Annotated in this window: 19 protein-coding genes; 16 read left to right on the top strand and 3 right to left on the bottom strand. The window is 66.6% G+C overall.

The genetic code is table 11. The annotated features are described in order from the left end of the window. The first annotated feature begins 28 nt into the window (after positions 1 to 28). The 4 genes from ACWPW1_RS14810 to ACWPW1_RS14795 all read left to right on the top strand — a co-directional run bounded on the left by ACWPW1_RS14810 (position 29) and on the right by ACWPW1_RS14795 (position 1,613). Entirely contained in the window at positions 29 to 295 is a 267-nt protein-coding gene (locus ACWPW1_RS14810) for a hypothetical protein (RefSeq protein WP_059315461.1), read from the top strand. Positions 296 to 297: 2 nt separating this feature from the next. After that, positions 298 to 882, top strand: a complete 585-nt coding sequence (locus ACWPW1_RS14805; protein WP_454253312.1) for an alpha-ketoglutarate-dependent dioxygenase AlkB family protein — start codon at positions 298 to 300, stop codon at positions 880 to 882. Further along, complete coding sequence (locus tag ACWPW1_RS14800) at positions 879 to 1,037, top strand: hypothetical protein (RefSeq protein ID WP_017642154.1); 159 nt, start codon at positions 879 to 881, stop codon at positions 1,035 to 1,037. The genes ACWPW1_RS14805 and ACWPW1_RS14800 overlap by 4 nt, the downstream gene beginning before the upstream one ends. A 129-nt stretch (positions 1,038 to 1,166) precedes the next feature. Further along, positions 1,167 to 1,613 (top strand): Hsp20 family protein, encoded by a 447-nt coding sequence (locus tag ACWPW1_RS14795; protein ID WP_323149325.1) that lies wholly within the window; start codon positions 1,167 to 1,169, stop codon positions 1,611 to 1,613. Positions 1,614 to 1,678: 65 nt separating this feature from the next. Here ACWPW1_RS14795 and ACWPW1_RS14790 read toward each other — a convergent pair whose 3' ends face one another. After that, entirely contained in the window at positions 1,679 to 2,587 is a 909-nt protein-coding gene (locus ACWPW1_RS14790) for a LysR family transcriptional regulator (RefSeq protein ID WP_454253311.1), read from the bottom strand. Between the two features lie 91 nt (positions 2,588 to 2,678). Between ACWPW1_RS14790 and ACWPW1_RS14785 the strand changes: the two genes are divergently transcribed. From ACWPW1_RS14785 to aroQ, 6 genes are read left to right on the top strand one after another with little or no spacing between them, the layout of a single operon-like run. Then, positions 2,679 to 3,629: a ketopantoate reductase family protein gene (locus tag ACWPW1_RS14785; protein ID WP_454253310.1), complete on the top strand. Its 951-nt coding sequence runs from the start codon at positions 2,679 to 2,681 to the stop codon at positions 3,627 to 3,629. After that, positions 3,626 to 4,021: a VOC family protein gene (locus ACWPW1_RS14780; protein ID WP_454253309.1), complete on the top strand. Its 396-nt coding sequence runs from the start codon at positions 3,626 to 3,628 to the stop codon at positions 4,019 to 4,021. The genes ACWPW1_RS14785 and ACWPW1_RS14780 overlap by 4 nt, the downstream gene beginning before the upstream one ends. Positions 4,022 to 4,029: 8 nt before the next feature. After that, positions 4,030 to 4,488: a MaoC family dehydratase gene (locus tag ACWPW1_RS14775; protein WP_454253308.1), complete on the top strand. Its 459-nt coding sequence runs from the start codon at positions 4,030 to 4,032 to the stop codon at positions 4,486 to 4,488. Then, the gene (locus ACWPW1_RS14770) at positions 4,485 to 5,717 is read left to right on the top strand and encodes a CaiB/BaiF CoA transferase family protein (RefSeq protein WP_454253307.1); all 1,233 of its coding nucleotides are present in this window, start codon (positions 4,485 to 4,487) and stop codon (positions 5,715 to 5,717) included. Before ACWPW1_RS14775 ends, ACWPW1_RS14770 begins: the two co-directional genes overlap by 4 nt. Then, positions 5,714 to 6,532, top strand: a complete 819-nt coding sequence (gene aroE / locus ACWPW1_RS14765; RefSeq protein ID WP_454253306.1) for a shikimate dehydrogenase — start codon at positions 5,714 to 5,716, stop codon at positions 6,530 to 6,532. The genes ACWPW1_RS14770 and aroE overlap by 4 nt, the downstream gene beginning before the upstream one ends. Positions 6,533 to 6,540: 8 nt before the next feature. Next, complete coding sequence (gene aroQ, locus ACWPW1_RS14760; RefSeq protein ID WP_454253305.1) at positions 6,541 to 6,987, top strand: type II 3-dehydroquinate dehydratase; 447 nt, start codon at positions 6,541 to 6,543, stop codon at positions 6,985 to 6,987. A gap of 325 nt (positions 6,988 to 7,312) precedes the next feature. On the opposite strand, the gene ACWPW1_RS14755 is transcribed toward aroQ, so the two are convergent. Continuing rightward, positions 7,313 to 8,143 carry a GNAT family N-acetyltransferase gene (locus tag ACWPW1_RS14755; RefSeq protein WP_454253304.1) on the bottom strand — a complete coding sequence of 277 codons (831 nt, stop codon included), beginning with the start codon at positions 8,141 to 8,143 and terminating at the stop codon, positions 7,313 to 7,315. Further along, on the bottom strand, positions 8,134 to 8,655 hold the full coding sequence (locus ACWPW1_RS14750; protein ID WP_454253303.1) for a cupin domain-containing protein: 522 nt from the start codon (positions 8,653 to 8,655) through the stop codon (positions 8,134 to 8,136). The genes ACWPW1_RS14755 and ACWPW1_RS14750 overlap by 10 nt, the downstream gene beginning before the upstream one ends. 88 nt (positions 8,656 to 8,743) lie before the next feature. On the opposite strand from ACWPW1_RS14750, the gene ACWPW1_RS14745 reads away from it, so the two are divergent. Genes ACWPW1_RS14745 through ACWPW1_RS14720 form a run of 6 tightly spaced genes read left to right on the top strand, consistent with a single transcriptional unit; the run spans position 8,744 to position 16,157 of the window. Continuing rightward, the gene (locus tag ACWPW1_RS14745; RefSeq protein ID WP_454253302.1) at positions 8,744 to 10,969 is read left to right on the top strand and encodes an ABC transporter substrate-binding protein; all 2,226 of its coding nucleotides are present in this window, start codon (positions 8,744 to 8,746) and stop codon (positions 10,967 to 10,969) included. Continuing rightward, complete coding sequence (locus tag ACWPW1_RS14740) at positions 10,966 to 11,943, top strand: ABC transporter permease (RefSeq protein ID WP_454253301.1); 978 nt, start codon at positions 10,966 to 10,968, stop codon at positions 11,941 to 11,943. The genes ACWPW1_RS14745 and ACWPW1_RS14740 overlap by 4 nt, the downstream gene beginning before the upstream one ends. A 5-nt stretch (positions 11,944 to 11,948) precedes the next feature. Further along, positions 11,949 to 13,406: an ABC transporter permease gene (locus tag ACWPW1_RS14735; protein ID WP_454253300.1), complete on the top strand. Its 1,458-nt coding sequence runs from the start codon at positions 11,949 to 11,951 to the stop codon at positions 13,404 to 13,406. After that, positions 13,403 to 15,055, top strand: coding sequence for an ABC transporter ATP-binding protein (locus ACWPW1_RS14730; RefSeq protein ID WP_454253299.1), 1,653 nt, complete (start codon positions 13,403 to 13,405; stop codon positions 15,053 to 15,055). Before ACWPW1_RS14735 ends, ACWPW1_RS14730 begins: the two co-directional genes overlap by 4 nt. Next, positions 15,052 to 15,585, top strand: a complete 534-nt coding sequence (locus ACWPW1_RS14725; protein WP_454253298.1) for a GNAT family N-acetyltransferase — start codon at positions 15,052 to 15,054, stop codon at positions 15,583 to 15,585. The genes ACWPW1_RS14730 and ACWPW1_RS14725 overlap by 4 nt, the downstream gene beginning before the upstream one ends. Further along, a complete protein-coding gene (locus ACWPW1_RS14720) occupies positions 15,585 to 16,157 on the top strand; it encodes a GNAT family N-acetyltransferase (RefSeq protein ID WP_454253297.1) in 573 nt (190 codons plus the stop codon). The genes ACWPW1_RS14725 and ACWPW1_RS14720 overlap by 1 nt, the downstream gene beginning before the upstream one ends. The last annotated feature ends 35 nt before the right edge of the window (positions 16,158 to 16,192 follow it).

Here is a 16,192-nt window from a genome sequence, read left to right as displayed (position 1 = left end):
GCGCCGCTCCAAATTCGAGGTCCCCGTCATGATTCCCATCGTTCCGCCTGTGGGCGTAACCCCGCCCAACCAGCTGGACCCGGCGCCGTTACGACCGCCGGTCGCCCCCGTGGCGCCGGTGGAATCGGCCGCGCAGACCGGGCAGACCCCCTTGGAAGACGAGGCCACCCTGGATCGCGAAGCCCGCCGCCGGCGCCGTCGGCGCGAAGCCCTGCGCCAGGGGCTCGGCGCCGAACGGGCCCAGGTCCTGGAGGAGCCGGAGCAGGTGGGCGTCCAGGTGGATTTGCGCGTCTAGCCATGGCCGATGTCCTGCACCTGGCCGATGCCGAGCTGGATTTTCATCCGCACTGGCTGCCGGCGGACACCGCCGACGCCTGGCTGCGGCAACTCGACGCCGAGACGCCCTGGAGCCAACCGCAGGTGCGGGTGTTCGACCGCTGGCATCCGGTGCCGCGACAGGTCGCCTGGTACGCCGATGCAGGGGTCGTCTATGGCTATGCCGGCCTGGATCATGTCGCCTTGCCCTGGACGCCACTGCTGCAGCGGATTCGTGAAGCCGTCGAGGCGGCTTGTGGCCACGGCTTCAATGGCGTGCTGCTCAACCGCTATCGGGACGGCCAGGACTCCATGGGCTGGCACAGCGACGACGAAGCCAGTCTCGGCCTCAATCCGCTGATCGCCTCGCTCAACCTGGGCGCCGCGCGACGTTTTGATTTTCGCCGCAAGGGCAGCAGCCGCATCGGCCATTCCCTGGAACTCGGTCACGGCAGCCTGCTGGTCATGGGCGGCGCGACCCAGCATCATTGGCAGCATCAGATCGCCAAGACCCGCAAAGCCAGCGGGGTACGGCTGAATCTCACCTTTCGCCGGATAGCCACATGAGCGACGACAGCAACCTCATCGACTTCACTACCGAGCGCGGCAAGCGCATCCACGACCTCAAGGAGCGCCGTCTGCAGGAGGTGCGCTCGGCCTTCGAGCAGGCACTGCCGCTGGCTGCAGCCAAGAAGAAAAAGCGCAAGCCGAAGAAGAAATAGCGTCACTACCGTTCGTCGGGATTGGGCCTTGAAATTTGTTGGGGAATTCCTATCTAGGTTCGTGCGGGATGCCGAAGTCGGGTCCCGCAGGCAATACCGAAACTTGCTGAACCTATCAGGAGATTCACCATGAGCAACGTACTGTCCCTGGCCCCGCTGTTCCGTCATTCCGTTGGCTTCGACCGGTTCAACGACCTGTTCGAATCCGCCCTGCGCAACGACGCTGGCAGCTCCTATCCGCCCTACAACGTCGAGAAGCACGGTGACGACCAGTATCGCATCGTGATCGCCGCCGCCGGTCTCCAGGAAGATGACCTGGACATCGAAGTCGAGCGTGGCGTTCTCACCGTCAAGGGCGGCCGGCGCGAAAACAGCGCCGAGAGCGTGACCTTCCTGCATCAGGGCATCGCCCAACGCGCCTTCAAGCTGTCCTTCCGCCTCGCCGACCATATCGAGGTGCAGGGCGCCGATCTCAAGCATGGCCTGCTGAGCATCGAGCTGGTGCGGGTGATCCCGGAAGAAGCCAAGCCCAAGCGCATCGCCATCTCCGGCCAGCGCCCGGCCCTGGACAACTGATCGTCCAGGCGTCCTGCCCCAAGCCCCAGCCCTGAGCTGGGGCTTTTTCGTTTCCGGCCGCTGCGCTAACGCCCGTGGCCGAAGAGCTCCATCAGTACCCCACGTAGCCAGCGATTGCCGGCATCCTGGTGATAGCGCGCATGCCAGTGCTGCCTGACCGCGAAGCCCTCGATCGGCACCGGGCACTCATGGACCTTGAGACCGTAGGTGGCCGCGAGGATGGTGCCGATATGCCGGGGCAGGGTGACGATGAGATCGGAGCTACCCACCACCGCGCCGACGCCGAGAAAGCCGGGTAATTCCAGCACGATCCGGCGCTGCACCTCGGCTCTGACCAGGCCGGCTTCCAATAGCTTCTGGCCGGTTCCGGCACTCACCAGTACATGACCCTCCCGGGCATAGGCCGCCGCCGTCAGGCGCGCTCCAAGCCGGGGATGGCTGGCGCTGACCAGGCAGACCCAATCCTGGGGAAAGAGCACCTGCTGATAGAGACTGCCACCCAACCAGGGGATGAAGCCGATTGCCAGGTCGGCTTCGCCGATCTCCAGCGCCTGTTCGGTATTGCCATCGATCCGTGCGACCTCCAGGCGTACGCCGGGTGCCACCTCGCGCAGGTGCGCCAGTATCTGTGGCAGCAGGGTGATGTGGCTGGCATCGCTCAGGCAGAGGCGAAACAGCCGCTGGGCGGTGGCGGGCTCGAAGGCGACCTCCCAGGCGACCAGGCGGCGCAGGGATTCGAGGACTTCGCGACAGGGCGTGATCAGGGCTTCGGCCTGGGGCGTGGGCTTCATGCCGCCCGGGGTGCGCACGAACAGCGGGTCGCGCAGCTGGCGGCGCAGCTTGCCGAGCCAGAGGCTGATGGTGGGCTGGCTCTGGCCCAGTTGCTCGGCGGCGCGGGTAACGCTGCCGGTGCGATAGAGCACCTCGAACAGCATCAGCAACTTGGGTTCGGGCAGGCCGTCCGTGGGGAGCATTATCAGCTTTCCTGATAGGCGGATTGAGGTCTTTGTATAGCTCAATAGGATCCCCAGGCCTAGGGTAGGGCGCTAATCAGGAGCCTCTGCCATGAAAATCTGCATCCTCGGGGCTGGTGCCCTGGGCAGCACCTTTGGTGCCTGGCTGAGCGAGGCCGGGCATGACACCTGGCTGCTCAACCGGCCCAATGCCCATCTCGACGCGATAGCGCACGATGGCCTGGAAGTCACGACTGCCGACGGCACGCGCCGGCTTCAGGTGCGGACCGCAGTGGATGCCGAAGCGGTCGGCGTGGTCGATCTGGTGGTGGTGCTGGTCAAGTCCTTCGCCACCACCGCGGCCATGAGCCAGGCCCGGGCGCTGGTCGGTCCCCATACCCTGGTGCTGTCGCTGCAGAACGGTCTCGGTCACGAAGAACTGCTGGCGGAGATCGTCGGGCAGGAGCGGGTGATCGCCGGCAAGACCTATGTCGGCGGCGTGCTGCTCGGACCCGGTCGGATCCGCAGCGGGGTCGTGGGCAAGCGCACGATCGTCGGTGAGCTCGATGGCCAGCTCTCGGCGCGCGTCCAGGCCGTCGCCGCCGTCTTCGACAACGCGGGACTGGCCACCACCGTCAGCGGCAACATCCTCGGCACCCTCTGGGACAAGCTGCTGGTCAACGTCGCCACCGGCGCCCTCACCGGCATCACCCAGCTCACCTATGGCCAGCTCTACAGCGAGCCGCTGCTGCGCGATGTGGCGCTGCAGGCGGTGGGTGAGGCCATTGCGGTGGCGCGCGCGGCCGGCGTCGAGCTCGGCCTGCGGGAGCCGCAGGCTGCCTGGGAGCTGGCGCGCGAAGGGTTGCCGACGTCCTTCAAGACGTCCCTGCTGCAGAGCTTGCAGAAGGGCTCCATCACCGAAATCGACTTCATCAACGGCGCGGTGGTGCGGCTCGGCCAGCAGTACCGCGTGCCCACACCGGTCAACGCCACCCTGGTCGCCTGCATCAAGGGCATCGAGCGCGCCCTGGCCGACCGACAACGAGAGGACGCGACAGCATGAGCATTCCCAAGGCCTATCTGGAACACGTGGCCATCTGGGTCAAGGACATCCACTGGCACATCCGCTTCTTCCACGAGGTGTTCGGCATGACCCTGCGCGAGGTGCAGGGCACGGTCGAGGAGCCCAGTCAGTACTGGACGCTAGGCGGGATGCAATTCATGAGCAAGCCTGACTTCGAAGGCCCCGAGGGGCGCTTGGGTCATCTGGGGCTGATGTGCGAGGACCTCGATGCCGCCCTGGCCGCCGCCCGGCGCTTCGAGGGGGTGGAGCAACTGCCCCAGGGCCACAACTGGCTGCGCCTGCCTGACGGCCTGGCGCTGGAATTCATCCAGGCCGTGCCGGCCCGCGCCGTGCACGACGCCCTGGCCGTCAACGCCCGCCAATCCGAGTGACAGCGACCATGACCGTAACAGAAAAATATTTCGAGGATGCCCGCGAGGGCGACGAGGCGCTCACGCCGAGCTACCAGGTCACCAGGGAGCGCATCCTGGCCTACGCCGACCTCACCGGTGACCATACCCCGGTCCATGTCGACGAGGCCTATGCCAACGCCAGTCACTTCGGCGGCCTGGTCGCCCATGGCCTGATGGGGTTGTCCATCGCCGACGGCCTCAAGACCCAGTGCGAGTACCGCTTCCTGCCAGGGATGTCGCTGGGCTGGACCTGGGATTTCCTCCTGCCGATCCGCGTCGGCGACGAATTGCACGTCAGGCTGCGCGTGGGGTCCATGCGCCCGAGCAAGAGCAAGCCGGGCTGGGGCATCGTGGTGCTGCCGTCGGAACTGATCAACCAGAAGGGCGAGGTCGTCCAGCGCGGCGAGCACCGGCTGATGGTGCCGCGGCGGGAGGGGGTGCTATGAACCAGCCACTGCCGCTGCAGGGCTTGAGGGTCATCGACTACAGCCACTTCCTCGCCGGCCCCTATGTGGGGCGCTGCCTGGCGGCGCTGGGCGCCGAGGTGATCAAGGTCGAGCGCCCGGGCAGCGGCGATGCCGGTCGCCAGCACGCCTTCGTCCTGGATGACCAGCAGAGCGGCTACTTCCTGCAACTCAACATGGGCAAGCAGGGCGTCAGCGTCAACATGAAGGACCCGCGCGGCAAGGCCTTCATGCAGCAGCTCTGCGACAGCGCCGACGTCTTCATCGAGAACTATCGACCCGGCGCCTTGGACAGGCTCGGCCTGGGTTACGCGGAGCTTTCGGCGCGCAATCCGCGGTTGGTGTATTGCTCGATTTCCGCCTACGGCCACACCGGAACTGACGCCCATCGCGCCGGCTTCGGGCTGATCGCCGAGGCCAAGAGCGGCATCATGCAGATGGTTGGCACGCCGGGCGAGGCGCCGCCGCTGCTGCGCATCTCCCTGGGCGACATGTACACCGGCGCCCACGCGGTGGCCGCCATCAATGCGGCGCTGCTGGGACGGGTCACCAGCGGGCGCGGCCAGCACATCGACATGGCGCTGTACGACACCCTGGTATCGATGCACGAATACGCGGTGCAGTGCTACACCCTGTCCGACGGCGAGATCCTGCCGCAGCAGACCGGTCATGACATGCCCACCTCGACCCTCTATGGCGTGTTTCGCGCCCAGGACGGCGACCTGGTCATCGCCGCCCAGGTGGACGACTCCTGGAAGCGCTTCGCTGCCCTAGTGGAGCAGGACGCGGGCCAGCCGGGCTTTGGCAGTGACCTTCGCTTCCACACCTCCACCGGCCGCAACGCCCATCGCGAAGCCATCCTGCCCATCGTCAAGGCCTGGGTGGGAGCCAATCCGGTGGCGCGGCTGTTGGCGCTGCTCGATGAGATCGACGTGCCCTGCGCCAAGGTGCAGCGCATCGACGAGGTGATCGAGGATCCCCAGATCAAGGCGCGCGGCATGATCCAGGAGCAACAGCACCCACGCTTTGGCACCTTGCGTATGCCCAATCTGCCATTCCGCTTTTCCGAGTGCGACACCACCATCCAGCAGGTGGCGCCGGATCTCGGCGAGCACAATGCCGTGGTGGCCCAGAGCCTGGGCTACAGCGCGGAAGAGATTGCCCAGCTGCAGGCCGAGGGCGTGCTCTTCAGCCAGGAGCCCTGCGCATGACCGACCACTACGCGGTGATTGGCCGCCCGATCAACCACACCAAGTCGCCGCTGATCCATGGCCTGTTCGCCGCCACCACCGGGCAAGACCTGGAATACGGCGCCATCGAGGGCTCGCCTGAGGACTTCGCCGGCGACGTACAGCGCTTTCGCGCCCAAGGCGGGCAGGGCCTGAACGTGACCGCGCCGTTCAAGCTGCAGGCCTTCCAGCTGGCCACCGAGTCCAGCGAAAGGGCGCGTCTGGCCCGGGCGGCCAACGCCCTGAAGTTCGACGGCGAGCGGGTGCTAGCGGAGAACTTCGACGGCATCGGCCTGCTGCGCGACATCGAGGTCAACCTCGGCCAGCCCCTGGCTGGCAAGCGGGTGCGGTTGCTGGGCGCCGGTGGTGCGGTGCGCGGCGCCTTGTTGCCCTTGCTCGCGGCGAGGCCGACGGAGCTGGTGCTGGTCAATCGCGACGGGCAAAAGGCGACGGCGCTCGCCCAGGAGATCGACCATCCGCTGCTCAGCCTAAAGAGCTACGCGGTGTTGGAAGGGGAGACATTCGATCTGGTGATCAATGCCACCTCGGCCAGTCTGGTCGGCGAATTGCCGCCGGTGCCGGCCGGGGTCTTCGCCCAGGCCGCGCTGGCCTACGAACTGGCCTACGGCAAGGGTCTGACCCCCTTCCTGCGTCTGGCTCGGGAGCAGGGCGTGCCTCAGTTGGCGGACGGCGTGGGCATGCTGGTGGAGCAGGCTGCCGAAGCCTTCGCCTGGTGGCGCGGCGTGCGCCCCGAGACCCGGCCGGTCATCGACCAGCTGACCATTCCGCTGCAGTGAGCAAACCCATGAAGATCCTGATGTTGCACGGTATCAACCACAATATGTTTGGCAAGCGCGACCCGGTGCAGTACGGCACCGTGACGCTGGCCGAGATCGACGCCAGGCTAACGGCGCTGGGTGCTGAACTGGGTGTTGAGGTAGAAAGCTTCCAGAGCAACCACGAAGGGGCAATGGTGGAGCGCATCCATCGTGGCTATGAGGAGGGCGTCGACGCGGTACTGATCAACGCTGGCGCCTGGACCCACTACAGCTACGGCATCCGCGACGCCCTGGCGATCCTCACCGTGCCGGTGGTGGAGCTGCACATGTCCAACATCCATGCGCGGGAAAGCTTCCGGCATCACTCGGTGTTCGCCGAGATCGTGCTGGGCCAGATCGCCGGCTTCGGGGTGGACAGCTATCTATTGGCGCTGCGTGCGGCGGTGAGCGCGGCCCAGGCGCGTAAAGCCTGAGTCGCCGACCCTCACCCCGACCCTCTCCCACATGGAGAGGGGGTGCTCCCACAGATCCCGTGTAGAGTGGAAAACCGCGCAGCGTTTTCCACGCGCAAAGGTGTTGGCCGAGGTCATGTTGGGCTTCGCTGCGCTCAACCCAACCTACGGTAGGGTTTCGTAGGTTGGGTTGAGGCGGCTCCATCGCCGAAGCCCAACGGCCGGGTAAGAAGTCGTGCGTAGGCCATCGCGGCCATGGGCCGCTCCTACACTGTAGGAGCGGCCCATGGCCGCGATAGATCAGGGTAGGGAAGCACACGCTTACCTCGGCATGAGAGCTAGATTGCTATCCTCTGCCGGCACCTGCCCACAGCAGGGTTCCTATGCCGCCCTCTACGGCGAACCCCGCCTTGGCATAGAGCCGTTGGGCGTGATGTTCGCTTTCCGCCACGATCACGAAGGCGTCCACGCGATGTCGTTGGTGCCGAAGCACCGTGCCGAGCAAGGCCTGGCAGAGTCCGCGCCGACGCCAGTCCACCCGCGTGGTAACCGCTTGGAAACGGCCCAGTCGGCCCAGGCGATAGAGGCCAAGATAGGCCAGCAGCCGCTCCTTGCCATCGAATACACCCCACCAGTCGCCCAGGCCGCTGTCGCTCAGTGATCGATAGCGTCGCGCCTGGTAATCCAGATAGCGCCGGTGCGCTTCTGGATGTTCCGCGCCCGGAGTCACCTCTGCCTGGAGCTCACGCCACTGTTGCCAATCGGTAGGCTGTTGGAAGGTTCTGATGTGGAGCCCCTCAGGCAGGACCGGGGCGGGTTGCAGGGCATCGGCGGCCAGACGCATCCAGACCAGGCGCTGATAATCGTAGCCGCAAGGCAGGTCCGCCGGTGGCGCCTTGGCCTGCGGCTCTGGCCAGACGAAAGCACGATGCCCTAGGGGCTGTGGGCTGCCAAGCAGCTGCTCGAAGTCCGCGTACCAGGCCAATACCTGCTGGGCGGTCGGGCGCTGGTCCAGCAGCAGGTAGTTGCCGAAGTAGTAGTCGGGGCAATCCGGTGTGCGGATCGCCACCTCATGCTCACCGTAGGTCAGGCGGGTATCGGGCGCCAATTGCAGCTGGGTGAGAAGTCCTGCGTTGGCGCGAATGGAGGCGGGGAGTCGCAACGGATTCACGGGCATTCGTCGTCCTCTCGTGGCGACAGTGCCTCACCCGAATGCGGCCCCAATTCTCGCTTGGGACACTCCCGCCACTGCTTGTCCCCAAGACCTGCGGTGTATTCCGGATGCAGCGGATAGTGCAGCCGATTGTCCGCCCGGCTGGTATCGCCCACCACCAGCAGCTCCACCGGCTCCGTGGTCTCGTTGATGAAGGTGTGGGCGACGCCGTCGCCGGCCTTGAAGCCTACGCCATCGCCCGGATCGAGTCGGTGGGCGTGGCCGTCGATCCAGGCCGTGGGGTGGCCTGCGATCACATAGATGAATTCGTCCTCGGTGGCCTCGGCATGGGGCCTTGAGGTACGCCGGCCAGGTGGCAGCAGTTCATGGTGGATGCCCAGGCGGGCGAAGCCGAAGTGGCGGCCGAAGGCGGCGCCCAGGGAAAAGCGCTCGTCACTGTCGGGATAACCGGGGCCATCGGGGGCCTGGAGCTGGGACCAGTGTACGATCTTGTCGAAATCTTTCCGGGATTGCATGGGGTGCTGCGCCTCGCGGGAAAATAGCTCAAGCTTAGTCGTTTAGGCCGGCGCTGCCGCCTCAGGTCTCTTTCGGTGCAGGAACGCGATGCCCAGACTGTCCAGACAACTCCTCGCACTGCTGACCCTGGTGCTGCTCGGTGGCTGTTCACCCGACGATACGCCGATCAACAGCCCCTACCGCGCCGGAGCCGAAGGCCAGAATACCCTCTATACCGCCTTTACCACCCGTTCGCCGAAGTACCTGGATCCGGCCAGTTCCTATTCCGGCGACGAGACCAACTTCACCTACAACATCTATGAGCCGCTCTATGGCTATCACTATCTCAAGCGGCCCTATGAGCTGATCGCCCGTGGCGCGGAGCGAGTGGTCGCACCCTATTACCTGGATGCCCAGGGCCGACGACTGCCGGACGATGCGCCGCCGGCGCAGATCGCCGAGAGCGTCTACGACATTCCCATCCGCCGTGATGCCCGCTATGCGCCGCATCCGGCCTTTGCCCGCGATGCCCAGGGCAATTACCGTTACTTCCCAATCAAGCCGGACGATCTGGCCGATCGCTACCAGATCCCCGACTTCCCCGAGACCGACAGCCGCGCCCTGACTGCCGCCGACTATGCCTACGGCCTTCGCCGCCTGGCCAGTCCGCGGCTGGTCTCGCCCAGCTACGCCATCTTCGCCGAGCACCTGGTGGGCATGCAGGCATTTGGCGATGGCCTGCGGGCCGCCGACAAAGCCCTGCGCGCGGGCCTGCCCAAGGGCGCGCCGCTGCCCTGGCTGGACCTGCACCAGGGCGAGTTGCCCGGGATAGAGGTGCTGGATGACCACACCCTGAGGTTGCGGGTGATCGGCAAATACCCCCAGTTCAGCTACTGGCTGGCCACGACCTTTGCCGCGCCGGTGCCCTGGGAGGCGGATCGCTTCTACAGCCAGCCGGGCATGGCCGAGCACAACCTCAGCTTCAACAGCTGGCCGGTGGGTACCGGGCCCTATCGCCTGGCCGAATCCATTCCCAATCGCCGCCATGTGCTGGAGCGCAATCCCAACTACCGCGCCGATCCCTATCCCTGCGAAGGTGAGCCTGGTGATCGCGAGGAGGGTCGGCTGGACGACTGCGGCAAGCCCATGCCGCTGATCGACCGCGCGGTATTCAGCCTGGAAAAGGAAGGCGTGCCGTTGATGGGCAAGTTCATCCAGGGCTACTACGACACCCCGCAGGTCGAGCGCGGCGAGTATGGCGTGGCGCTGCGCACCAAGGCGGGCGACTCGGCCGACTCCGCCGAACTCTATCGCGAGCGCGGCCTCAAGTTACCCACCGCGGTGGAAGCCTCCAACTGGTACCTGGGCTTCAACTGGCTGGATCCGGTGGTAGGGCAGGGCGCGACCCCCGAGCAGCAGGTGCGTAATCGCAAGCTGCGCCAGGCGCTGTCCATCGCCTTCGACTGGGAGAGCTACATCACCGTCTTCCTCAACGGCAACGGCCTGGTCGCCAATGGCCCGCTGCCGCCCGGTGTGCTGGGCTATGAGGCGTCGCCGGCCGGTACCAACCCGGTGGTCTACCGGTTGGTGGACGGCAAGCCCGAACGGCGGCCCATCGAAGACGCGCGGCAGCTGCTGGCCGAAGCCGGCTATCCCGATGGCCGCGATGCCAAGAGCGGGCGGCCGCTGATCCTGCAGTACGACGCCCAGAGCAGTGGCGACAGCGCCATGTTCGATTGGATGCGCCAGCAGACCGCCAAGCTGGGCATCCAGCTGGAGTTGCGCGGTTCGGACTACAACCGATTCCAGGACAAGATGCGCAAGGGCGCGGCGCAGATCTTCTTCTGGGGCTGGAACGCCGACTATCCCGACGCCGAGAACTTCCTGTTCCTTTTCTACGGCCCCCAGGGCAAGGCCAAGCATGGTGGCGAGAATGCCGGCAACTACAGCAATCCCGAGTACGACCGGCTGTTCGAGCAGATGAAGAGTCTCGACGACGGTCCCGAAAAGGTGGCGCTGATCCGGCGCATGGTTGCCATCGTGCAACAGGATGCGCCCTGGCTGTTCGGCTGGAATCCCCTGTCGGCGGGTGCCTATCAGCAGTGGGTGTATAACGCCAAGCCGACCCAGATGGTGCGCGACCAACTGCGCTACCTGCGCCTGGATCCGGCCCTGCGTGAGCGCAAGGTCCAGGAGTGGAACCAACCGGTGCTCTGGCCACTGTGGCTGCTGCTGGGGCTCGCGCTGCTGCTGGTGTGGCCGGCCTGGCGCATCCTCCGGCGTCGTGAACGCCAGACCGCCTTTGGCGATTCGGCAGGGGAGAAGCGGCCATGATCGGCTATCTGCTGCGGCGCCTGGCCTATGGCGTGCTCATCCTCATCGGGGTGAACCTGCTGACCTTCGTGCTGTTCTTTGCCGTCAACACCCCGGACGACATGGCGCGCCTGGCGATTGGCGGCAAGTACGTCACCGCCGACGCCATCGAGGACTGGAAGGCGGAGCACGGCTACGACAAGCCGCTGCTTATTAATACCACCCGTGAAGGGGTGGGGCGATTCACCGATACGCTCTTCTTCGAGCGCTCGGTGAAGCTGCTGGCCTTCGATTTCGGCGCCTCCGACAGCGGTCGCAGTATCGCCCGGGAGATCGGCGAGCGCGCCGGGCCCAGCCTGGCGCTGGCGCTGCCGACTTTCGTGCTCGGCCTGGTTGCCAGCGTGGGCTTCGCCCTGCTGCTGGTGTTCTTTCGCGCCACCCGCCTGGACTTCTGGGGCGTGGTGCTCTGTGTGGTGCTGCTGTCGATCTCCTCGCTGTTCTACATCATCGCCGGTCAGTGGCTGTTCGCGAAGATCCTGCGGCTGGTGCCCTATTCGGGCTACGAGGAAGGCTGGAATCTGCTGCGCTTCCTGCTGCTGCCGGTGGTGGTGGCGGTGATCTCCGGCCTTGGCAGCCAGGCGCGCTTCTACCGCGCGCTGTTTCTCGAAGAGATCGGCAAGGACTATGTGCGCACCGCCCGCGCCAAGGGCCTGGCCGAGCGCCAGGTACTGCTGCGCCACGTGCTGCGCAATGCCGCGCTGCCGATTCTCACCGGCGTGGTCTCGGCCATCCCGCTGCTGATCATGGGCAGCCTGATCGCCGAGTCCTTCTTTGGCATCCCGGGCCTGGGCAGCTACACCATCGATGCCATCAACGGCCAGGACTTCGCCGTGGTCCGCACCATGGTGTTCCTGGGTTCGGTGCTCTACATCGTTGGGCTGATCCTGGCGGACCTGTCCTACACCCTCGCTGATCCGCGCGTTCGCTTCAGGTAGCCGCCATGCCGAAATTCGTCTTGCTCTGGACCGATATCGCCCTCTACCTGCTGGTGGCCGGTAGCCTGTTTTACGCCTGGCGTGCCCGTCGTCAGCCGGCCCTGCGCGCCAGTTGGCGACGGGTGCTGCAGGACGCGCCAGCGATGAGCGCGGCCGTGGTGCTGGCCAGCTTCGTCGCCATCGCCCTGCTGGATTCCGTGCACTACCGTCCGCAACTGCCGGCCGCGCCTGGCGCGACGGCGCCTATCTATTCACCCACGGTGCTCTCGGCCCTCGACGGCCTGCTGGCCGGGACCAGTCTTACCCAGCGCGAGAAAACCTACTCCGCACCGCTGGCCACCCACCAGTTCTCCAAGGAGACCCTGGGCACCACCGCCGATGGCCAGCCGCTACGCGACTTCCCACGCCTCAAGCATGCCGGTACGACCTTGGCCGATCCTGCTAGAGAGTGGCGCGGCGATGTGTTCCAGCGGTTGCTGGTGGGGCTTCTCGGCGGTCTGGCAGTGGCCTTGGTGGCCGCTGTGCTGGCGGCGGCGCGGTTGCGCGAGGCGGGCGGCCTGGGTGCGCGCTGCCTGCTGATCCTTCGCGGTCATACCACCACCCCCTGGCGCGCCATCCTGCTGGCCTGGCTGGGCGTCTGCCTGGTGGCCGGCAGCGTGACCGCCCTGGCCAGCGGCTATCACGTGCTGGGGACCGACAGCACCGGCAACGATGTTCTCTACCAGTCGCTCAAGAGCATCCGCACCGCCTTCGTGATCGGCAGTCTGACCACCCTGGCCATGCTGCCGCCGGCCATCGGCTTCGGCCTGGCCGCCGGCTACTTCAAGGGCCGGGTGGACGACATCATCACCTATCTCTACACCACCCTGACCTCCATCCCCGGGGTGCTGCTGGTGGCGGCCTGCGTGCTGATGATGCAGGTGTTCATCGACCGTCACCCGGAGCTGTTCGACACCGGCGCGGCGCGCGCCGACCTGCGGTTGTTCATGCTCTGCCTGATCCTCGGCCTTACCGGCTGGGCCGGGCTGTGCCGTCTGCTGCGCGCCGAGGCGCTCAAGCTGCGCGAGCTGGAATACGTCCAGGCGGCGCGTGCCTTTGGCGTCTCCCACTTCACCATCCTGCGCCGGCACCTGCTGCCCAATGTCTTCTACCTGGTGCTCATCACCCTGACTCTGGAGTTCTCCAGCCTGGTGCTCTACGAGGCGGTGCTGTCGTACCTGGGTATCGGGGTCGATCCGACCATGAATTCCTTCGGTTCCATGATCAACGACGCCCGCACCGAGATGTCCCGCAGCCCCATGATCTGGTGGAATCTGCTGAGCGCCTTCGCCTTCATGCTGACGCTGGTGCTGGCTGCCAATCTCTTCGCCGATGCCGTGCGCGACGCCTTCGATCCGCGCAGTCGCCGATTGAGGTCCGCCTGGCTCAGAAGAAGGCCTGGCCAGGGTGAGGTGCAGCCATGAATCCAGTGCTGGAAATTCGTGACCTGGAGATCCTGATCGAAGGCGAGGAGGGCACGCGCCAGGCGGTCAAGCAGCTGGGGCTGGCTATCGCCCGTGGCCAGACCTTTGCCCTGGTGGGTGAGTCCGGCAGCGGCAAGAGCGTCACGGCGCTCTCCCTGCTGCGGTTGCTGCCCCCCTCGCTGGGTATCACCCGCGGCGCGGCGCTGCTGGCCGGTACCGACCTGCATCGCCTGCCGGAGCGCCGCCTGCGCGAATTGCGCGGCGGGCGCATCGGCACCATCTTCCAGGAACCCGCCACCAGCCTGAATCCGGTGATGCGCATCGGCGAGCAGATCGAGGAAACCCTGCGCGCCCATACCCCGCTGCGCGGCGCTGCCGCGAGAGCCCGGGTGGTGGACTGGCTGCGCCGGGTCGGCATTCCCGAGCCGGAGCGGCGGATCGACGACTATCCCTTCCAGTTCTCCGGTGGCCAGAAGCAGCGCATCATGATCGCCCTGGCGCTGGCGGCCGAGCCCGACCTGCTGATCGCCGACGAGCCCACCACGGCGCTGGACGTCACCGTCCAGGCGCAGATCCTGACCCTGCTGGCCGACATCCAGCGCGAGCTGGGCATGGCCATCCTGCTCATCACCCATGACCTGGCGGTGGTGCGCCAGGTGGCCCATCACGTGGCCCTGATGCGCCACGGCGAGATCGTCGAAAGCGCCCCGGCGGAGGACTTCTTCCAGGTGCCCCGGCATCCCTATGCTCGCGAGCTGTTCGCCGCCATCCCCACCTTCGCCAAACGCGGTCAGACCCTGGCGGGCACACCTCGGGCCTTGCCCGCGCGCCACCCAGGTGAGCGACTGCTGGAGGTGCAGGACCTGGCCGTGCACTATCCCATCCGCCGCGGTGCCTGGGGCCGCACCCGCGACTGGGTCAAGGCGGTGGATGGCGTGACTTTCGACCTGCACGCCGGCGAGACCCTGGCATTGCTGGGCGAATCGGGCTGCGGCAAGACCACTACCGGCAAGGCCCTGCTGCGGCTGCTCGACGGCCCACGCATCCAAGGTAGCGCGCGCCTGGGCGGCGACGACCTCCTCACCGCCGATAGACGTACCCTGCAACGGCTGCGCCGGCAGATCCAGATCGTCTTCCAGGATCCCTTCGCCTCCCTGGATCCGCGCATGCGCATCGGCGCCACCCTGGAGCAGGGGCTTTTGGCCCTGCGGCCGGAGCTGGACGCCAGCGAGCGCCAGCGCCGCGCCGCGGCCCTGGTGAAGCGGGTCGGCCTGCCCGGCGATACCCTGCAGCGTTTCCCCCATGAGTTTTCCGGCGGCCAGCGCCAGCGCATCGCCATCGCCCGGGCGCTGATCGTCGAACCTCAGGTACTGGTCTGCGACGAACCCACCTCGGCGCTGGACGTCTCGGTGCAGGCGCAGATCCTCGATCTCTTGCGCGAACTGCAGGCGGAGATGGGCCTGGCCTATCTCTTCATCACCCATAACTTCGGCGTGGTCGAGTACCTGGCCGATCGCATCGCGGTCATGGACGGCGGCCGTATCGTCGAACAGGGCAGCGCCGAGCAGGTGCTGCGCGCGCCCGCTCACGCCATGACCCAACGCTTGCTGGCCGCGGTACCGCGGCTGGATTTCGGACCCGCGCCATGAACTTTCCGCCCCGTATCGCCCTGGCCGACTTCGAGCTGGTGTGGCCGCAACCGCGCCTGGCAGAGGCTTTCGCCGAGGCGCTGAACTGGAGCTATGCCGAGCATCGCCGCTTCCTCGGCTGGGCCCGGGAGCACACCACGGTCGCCCAGGCACGCGACAGCCTGCTCGCGGCCCGCGGCGCCTTCACCCTGGCCCAGGGCGAGAAGCGCTACTTCCTGGTGCGCGGTGACGAGATGCTCGGCTGCCTGGGACTCACCCCGCTGGAGGGCGGCCGCCGCTACGAGATCGGCTACTGGACGCACAGCCGTCACGCGGGGCAGGGCCATATGACCGCGGCGCTGCGCCACTTCGTCGAAGGGCGCGGCGCCGCGGGGCTCTATCTCACCACCTCGGCGGCCAATGCCGCCAGCCAGCGGCTGGCCGAGCGGGTCGGCTTTTGCCGCATCCGGGTGCTGGAGAACGATCGTGAGGGACCCGAGGGCGGACGCTGCGCCACCTGGGTCTACGAGTTGCCGCCGGAGACGAAGTGATGACCGCTCTGAGCATTCCGCTGCAGTATCTACCCCGCTTCACCGTGACCGACGCGGTGGAACTGATCGATCTGACCCTGGCCGACGCCGCCGCGGTAGCCGACTACTATCGGCGCAATCGCCAGCATCTGGCGCAGTCGATGCCCCGGCGCTCCGACGCCTTCTACACCCAGGCCCAATGGCAGGGGCAGGTAGCGGCCTATCGGGCGGGCGGACCGGGCGTGAGTGAAGTACGCCTGGTCCTGCGGGCAGGGCCCCTGGTGATAGGCACGGTAAATTTCAGCCAGATCTTTCGCGGCGGCTTCCAGGCCTGCTTTTTGGGCTATGGCCTGGATGAGGCCTGGCAGGGGCGCGGCCTGATGCGCAATGCCGTACGGTTGGGCCGCGATTTCGTCATCGGCGAGTTGGGCCTCAATCGCATCATGGCCAACCATCTGCCGGACAACCTGCGCAGCGCTCATTTGCTCCAGAGCCTGGGCTTCGAACGCGAGGGCCTGGCCCGCCGTTATCTGCAAATCGACGGCGTCTGGCGGGACCATGTGCTGACCAGCTACGTCCGTCCCGCCCCTTGAAGGACGAAACCCGGCGAGGTTGATCCGCCGGGTCC

It is taken from the genome of Pseudomonas sp. Marseille-Q7302, from assembly GCF_965111925.1.
Note: the sequence above shows the minus strand (reverse complement) of the source record. Positions and strands in the feature narration are given on the sequence as shown.

What these genes read in the sequence shown, in the direction of transcription:
- aroE (WP_454253306.1), top strand. Translation starts at nt 5,714, where the DNA reads ATGACCGACCACTACGCGGTGATTGGCCGCCCGATCAACCACACCAAG.
- ACWPW1_RS14800 (WP_017642154.1), top strand. Translation starts at nt 879, where the DNA reads ATGAGCGACGACAGCAACCTCATCGACTTCACTACCGAGCGCGGCAAG.
- ACWPW1_RS14745 (WP_454253302.1), top strand. Translation starts at nt 8,744, where the DNA reads ATGCCCAGACTGTCCAGACAACTCCTCGCACTGCTGACCCTGGTGCTG.
- ACWPW1_RS14805 (WP_454253312.1), top strand. Translation starts at nt 298, where the DNA reads ATGGCCGATGTCCTGCACCTGGCCGATGCCGAGCTGGATTTTCATCCG.
- ACWPW1_RS14720 (WP_454253297.1), top strand. Translation starts at nt 15,585, where the DNA reads ATGACCGCTCTGAGCATTCCGCTGCAGTATCTACCCCGCTTCACCGTG.
- ACWPW1_RS14740 (WP_454253301.1), top strand. Translation starts at nt 10,966, where the DNA reads ATGATCGGCTATCTGCTGCGGCGCCTGGCCTATGGCGTGCTCATCCTC.
- ACWPW1_RS14790 (WP_454253311.1), bottom strand. Translation starts at nt 2,587, where the DNA reads ATGCTCCCCACGGACGGCCTGCCCGAACCCAAGTTGCTGATGCTGTTC.
- ACWPW1_RS14755 (WP_454253304.1), bottom strand. Translation starts at nt 8,143, where the DNA reads ATGCCCGTGAATCCGTTGCGACTCCCCGCCTCCATTCGCGCCAACGCA.
- ACWPW1_RS14785 (WP_454253310.1), top strand. Translation starts at nt 2,679, where the DNA reads ATGAAAATCTGCATCCTCGGGGCTGGTGCCCTGGGCAGCACCTTTGGT.
- ACWPW1_RS14775 (WP_454253308.1), top strand. Translation starts at nt 4,030, where the DNA reads ATGACCGTAACAGAAAAATATTTCGAGGATGCCCGCGAGGGCGACGAG.
- ACWPW1_RS14725 (WP_454253298.1), top strand. Translation starts at nt 15,052, where the DNA reads ATGAACTTTCCGCCCCGTATCGCCCTGGCCGACTTCGAGCTGGTGTGG.
- ACWPW1_RS14810 (WP_059315461.1), top strand. Translation starts at nt 29, where the DNA reads ATGATTCCCATCGTTCCGCCTGTGGGCGTAACCCCGCCCAACCAGCTG.
- ACWPW1_RS14770 (WP_454253307.1), top strand. Translation starts at nt 4,485, where the DNA reads ATGAACCAGCCACTGCCGCTGCAGGGCTTGAGGGTCATCGACTACAGC.
- ACWPW1_RS14735 (WP_454253300.1), top strand. Translation starts at nt 11,949, where the DNA reads ATGCCGAAATTCGTCTTGCTCTGGACCGATATCGCCCTCTACCTGCTG.
- ACWPW1_RS14795 (WP_323149325.1), top strand. Translation starts at nt 1,167, where the DNA reads ATGAGCAACGTACTGTCCCTGGCCCCGCTGTTCCGTCATTCCGTTGGC.
- ACWPW1_RS14750 (WP_454253303.1), bottom strand. Translation starts at nt 8,655, where the DNA reads ATGCAATCCCGGAAAGATTTCGACAAGATCGTACACTGGTCCCAGCTC.
- ACWPW1_RS14780 (WP_454253309.1), top strand. Translation starts at nt 3,626, where the DNA reads ATGAGCATTCCCAAGGCCTATCTGGAACACGTGGCCATCTGGGTCAAG.
- ACWPW1_RS14730 (WP_454253299.1), top strand. Translation starts at nt 13,403, where the DNA reads ATGAATCCAGTGCTGGAAATTCGTGACCTGGAGATCCTGATCGAAGGC.
- aroQ (WP_454253305.1), top strand. Translation starts at nt 6,541, where the DNA reads ATGAAGATCCTGATGTTGCACGGTATCAACCACAATATGTTTGGCAAG.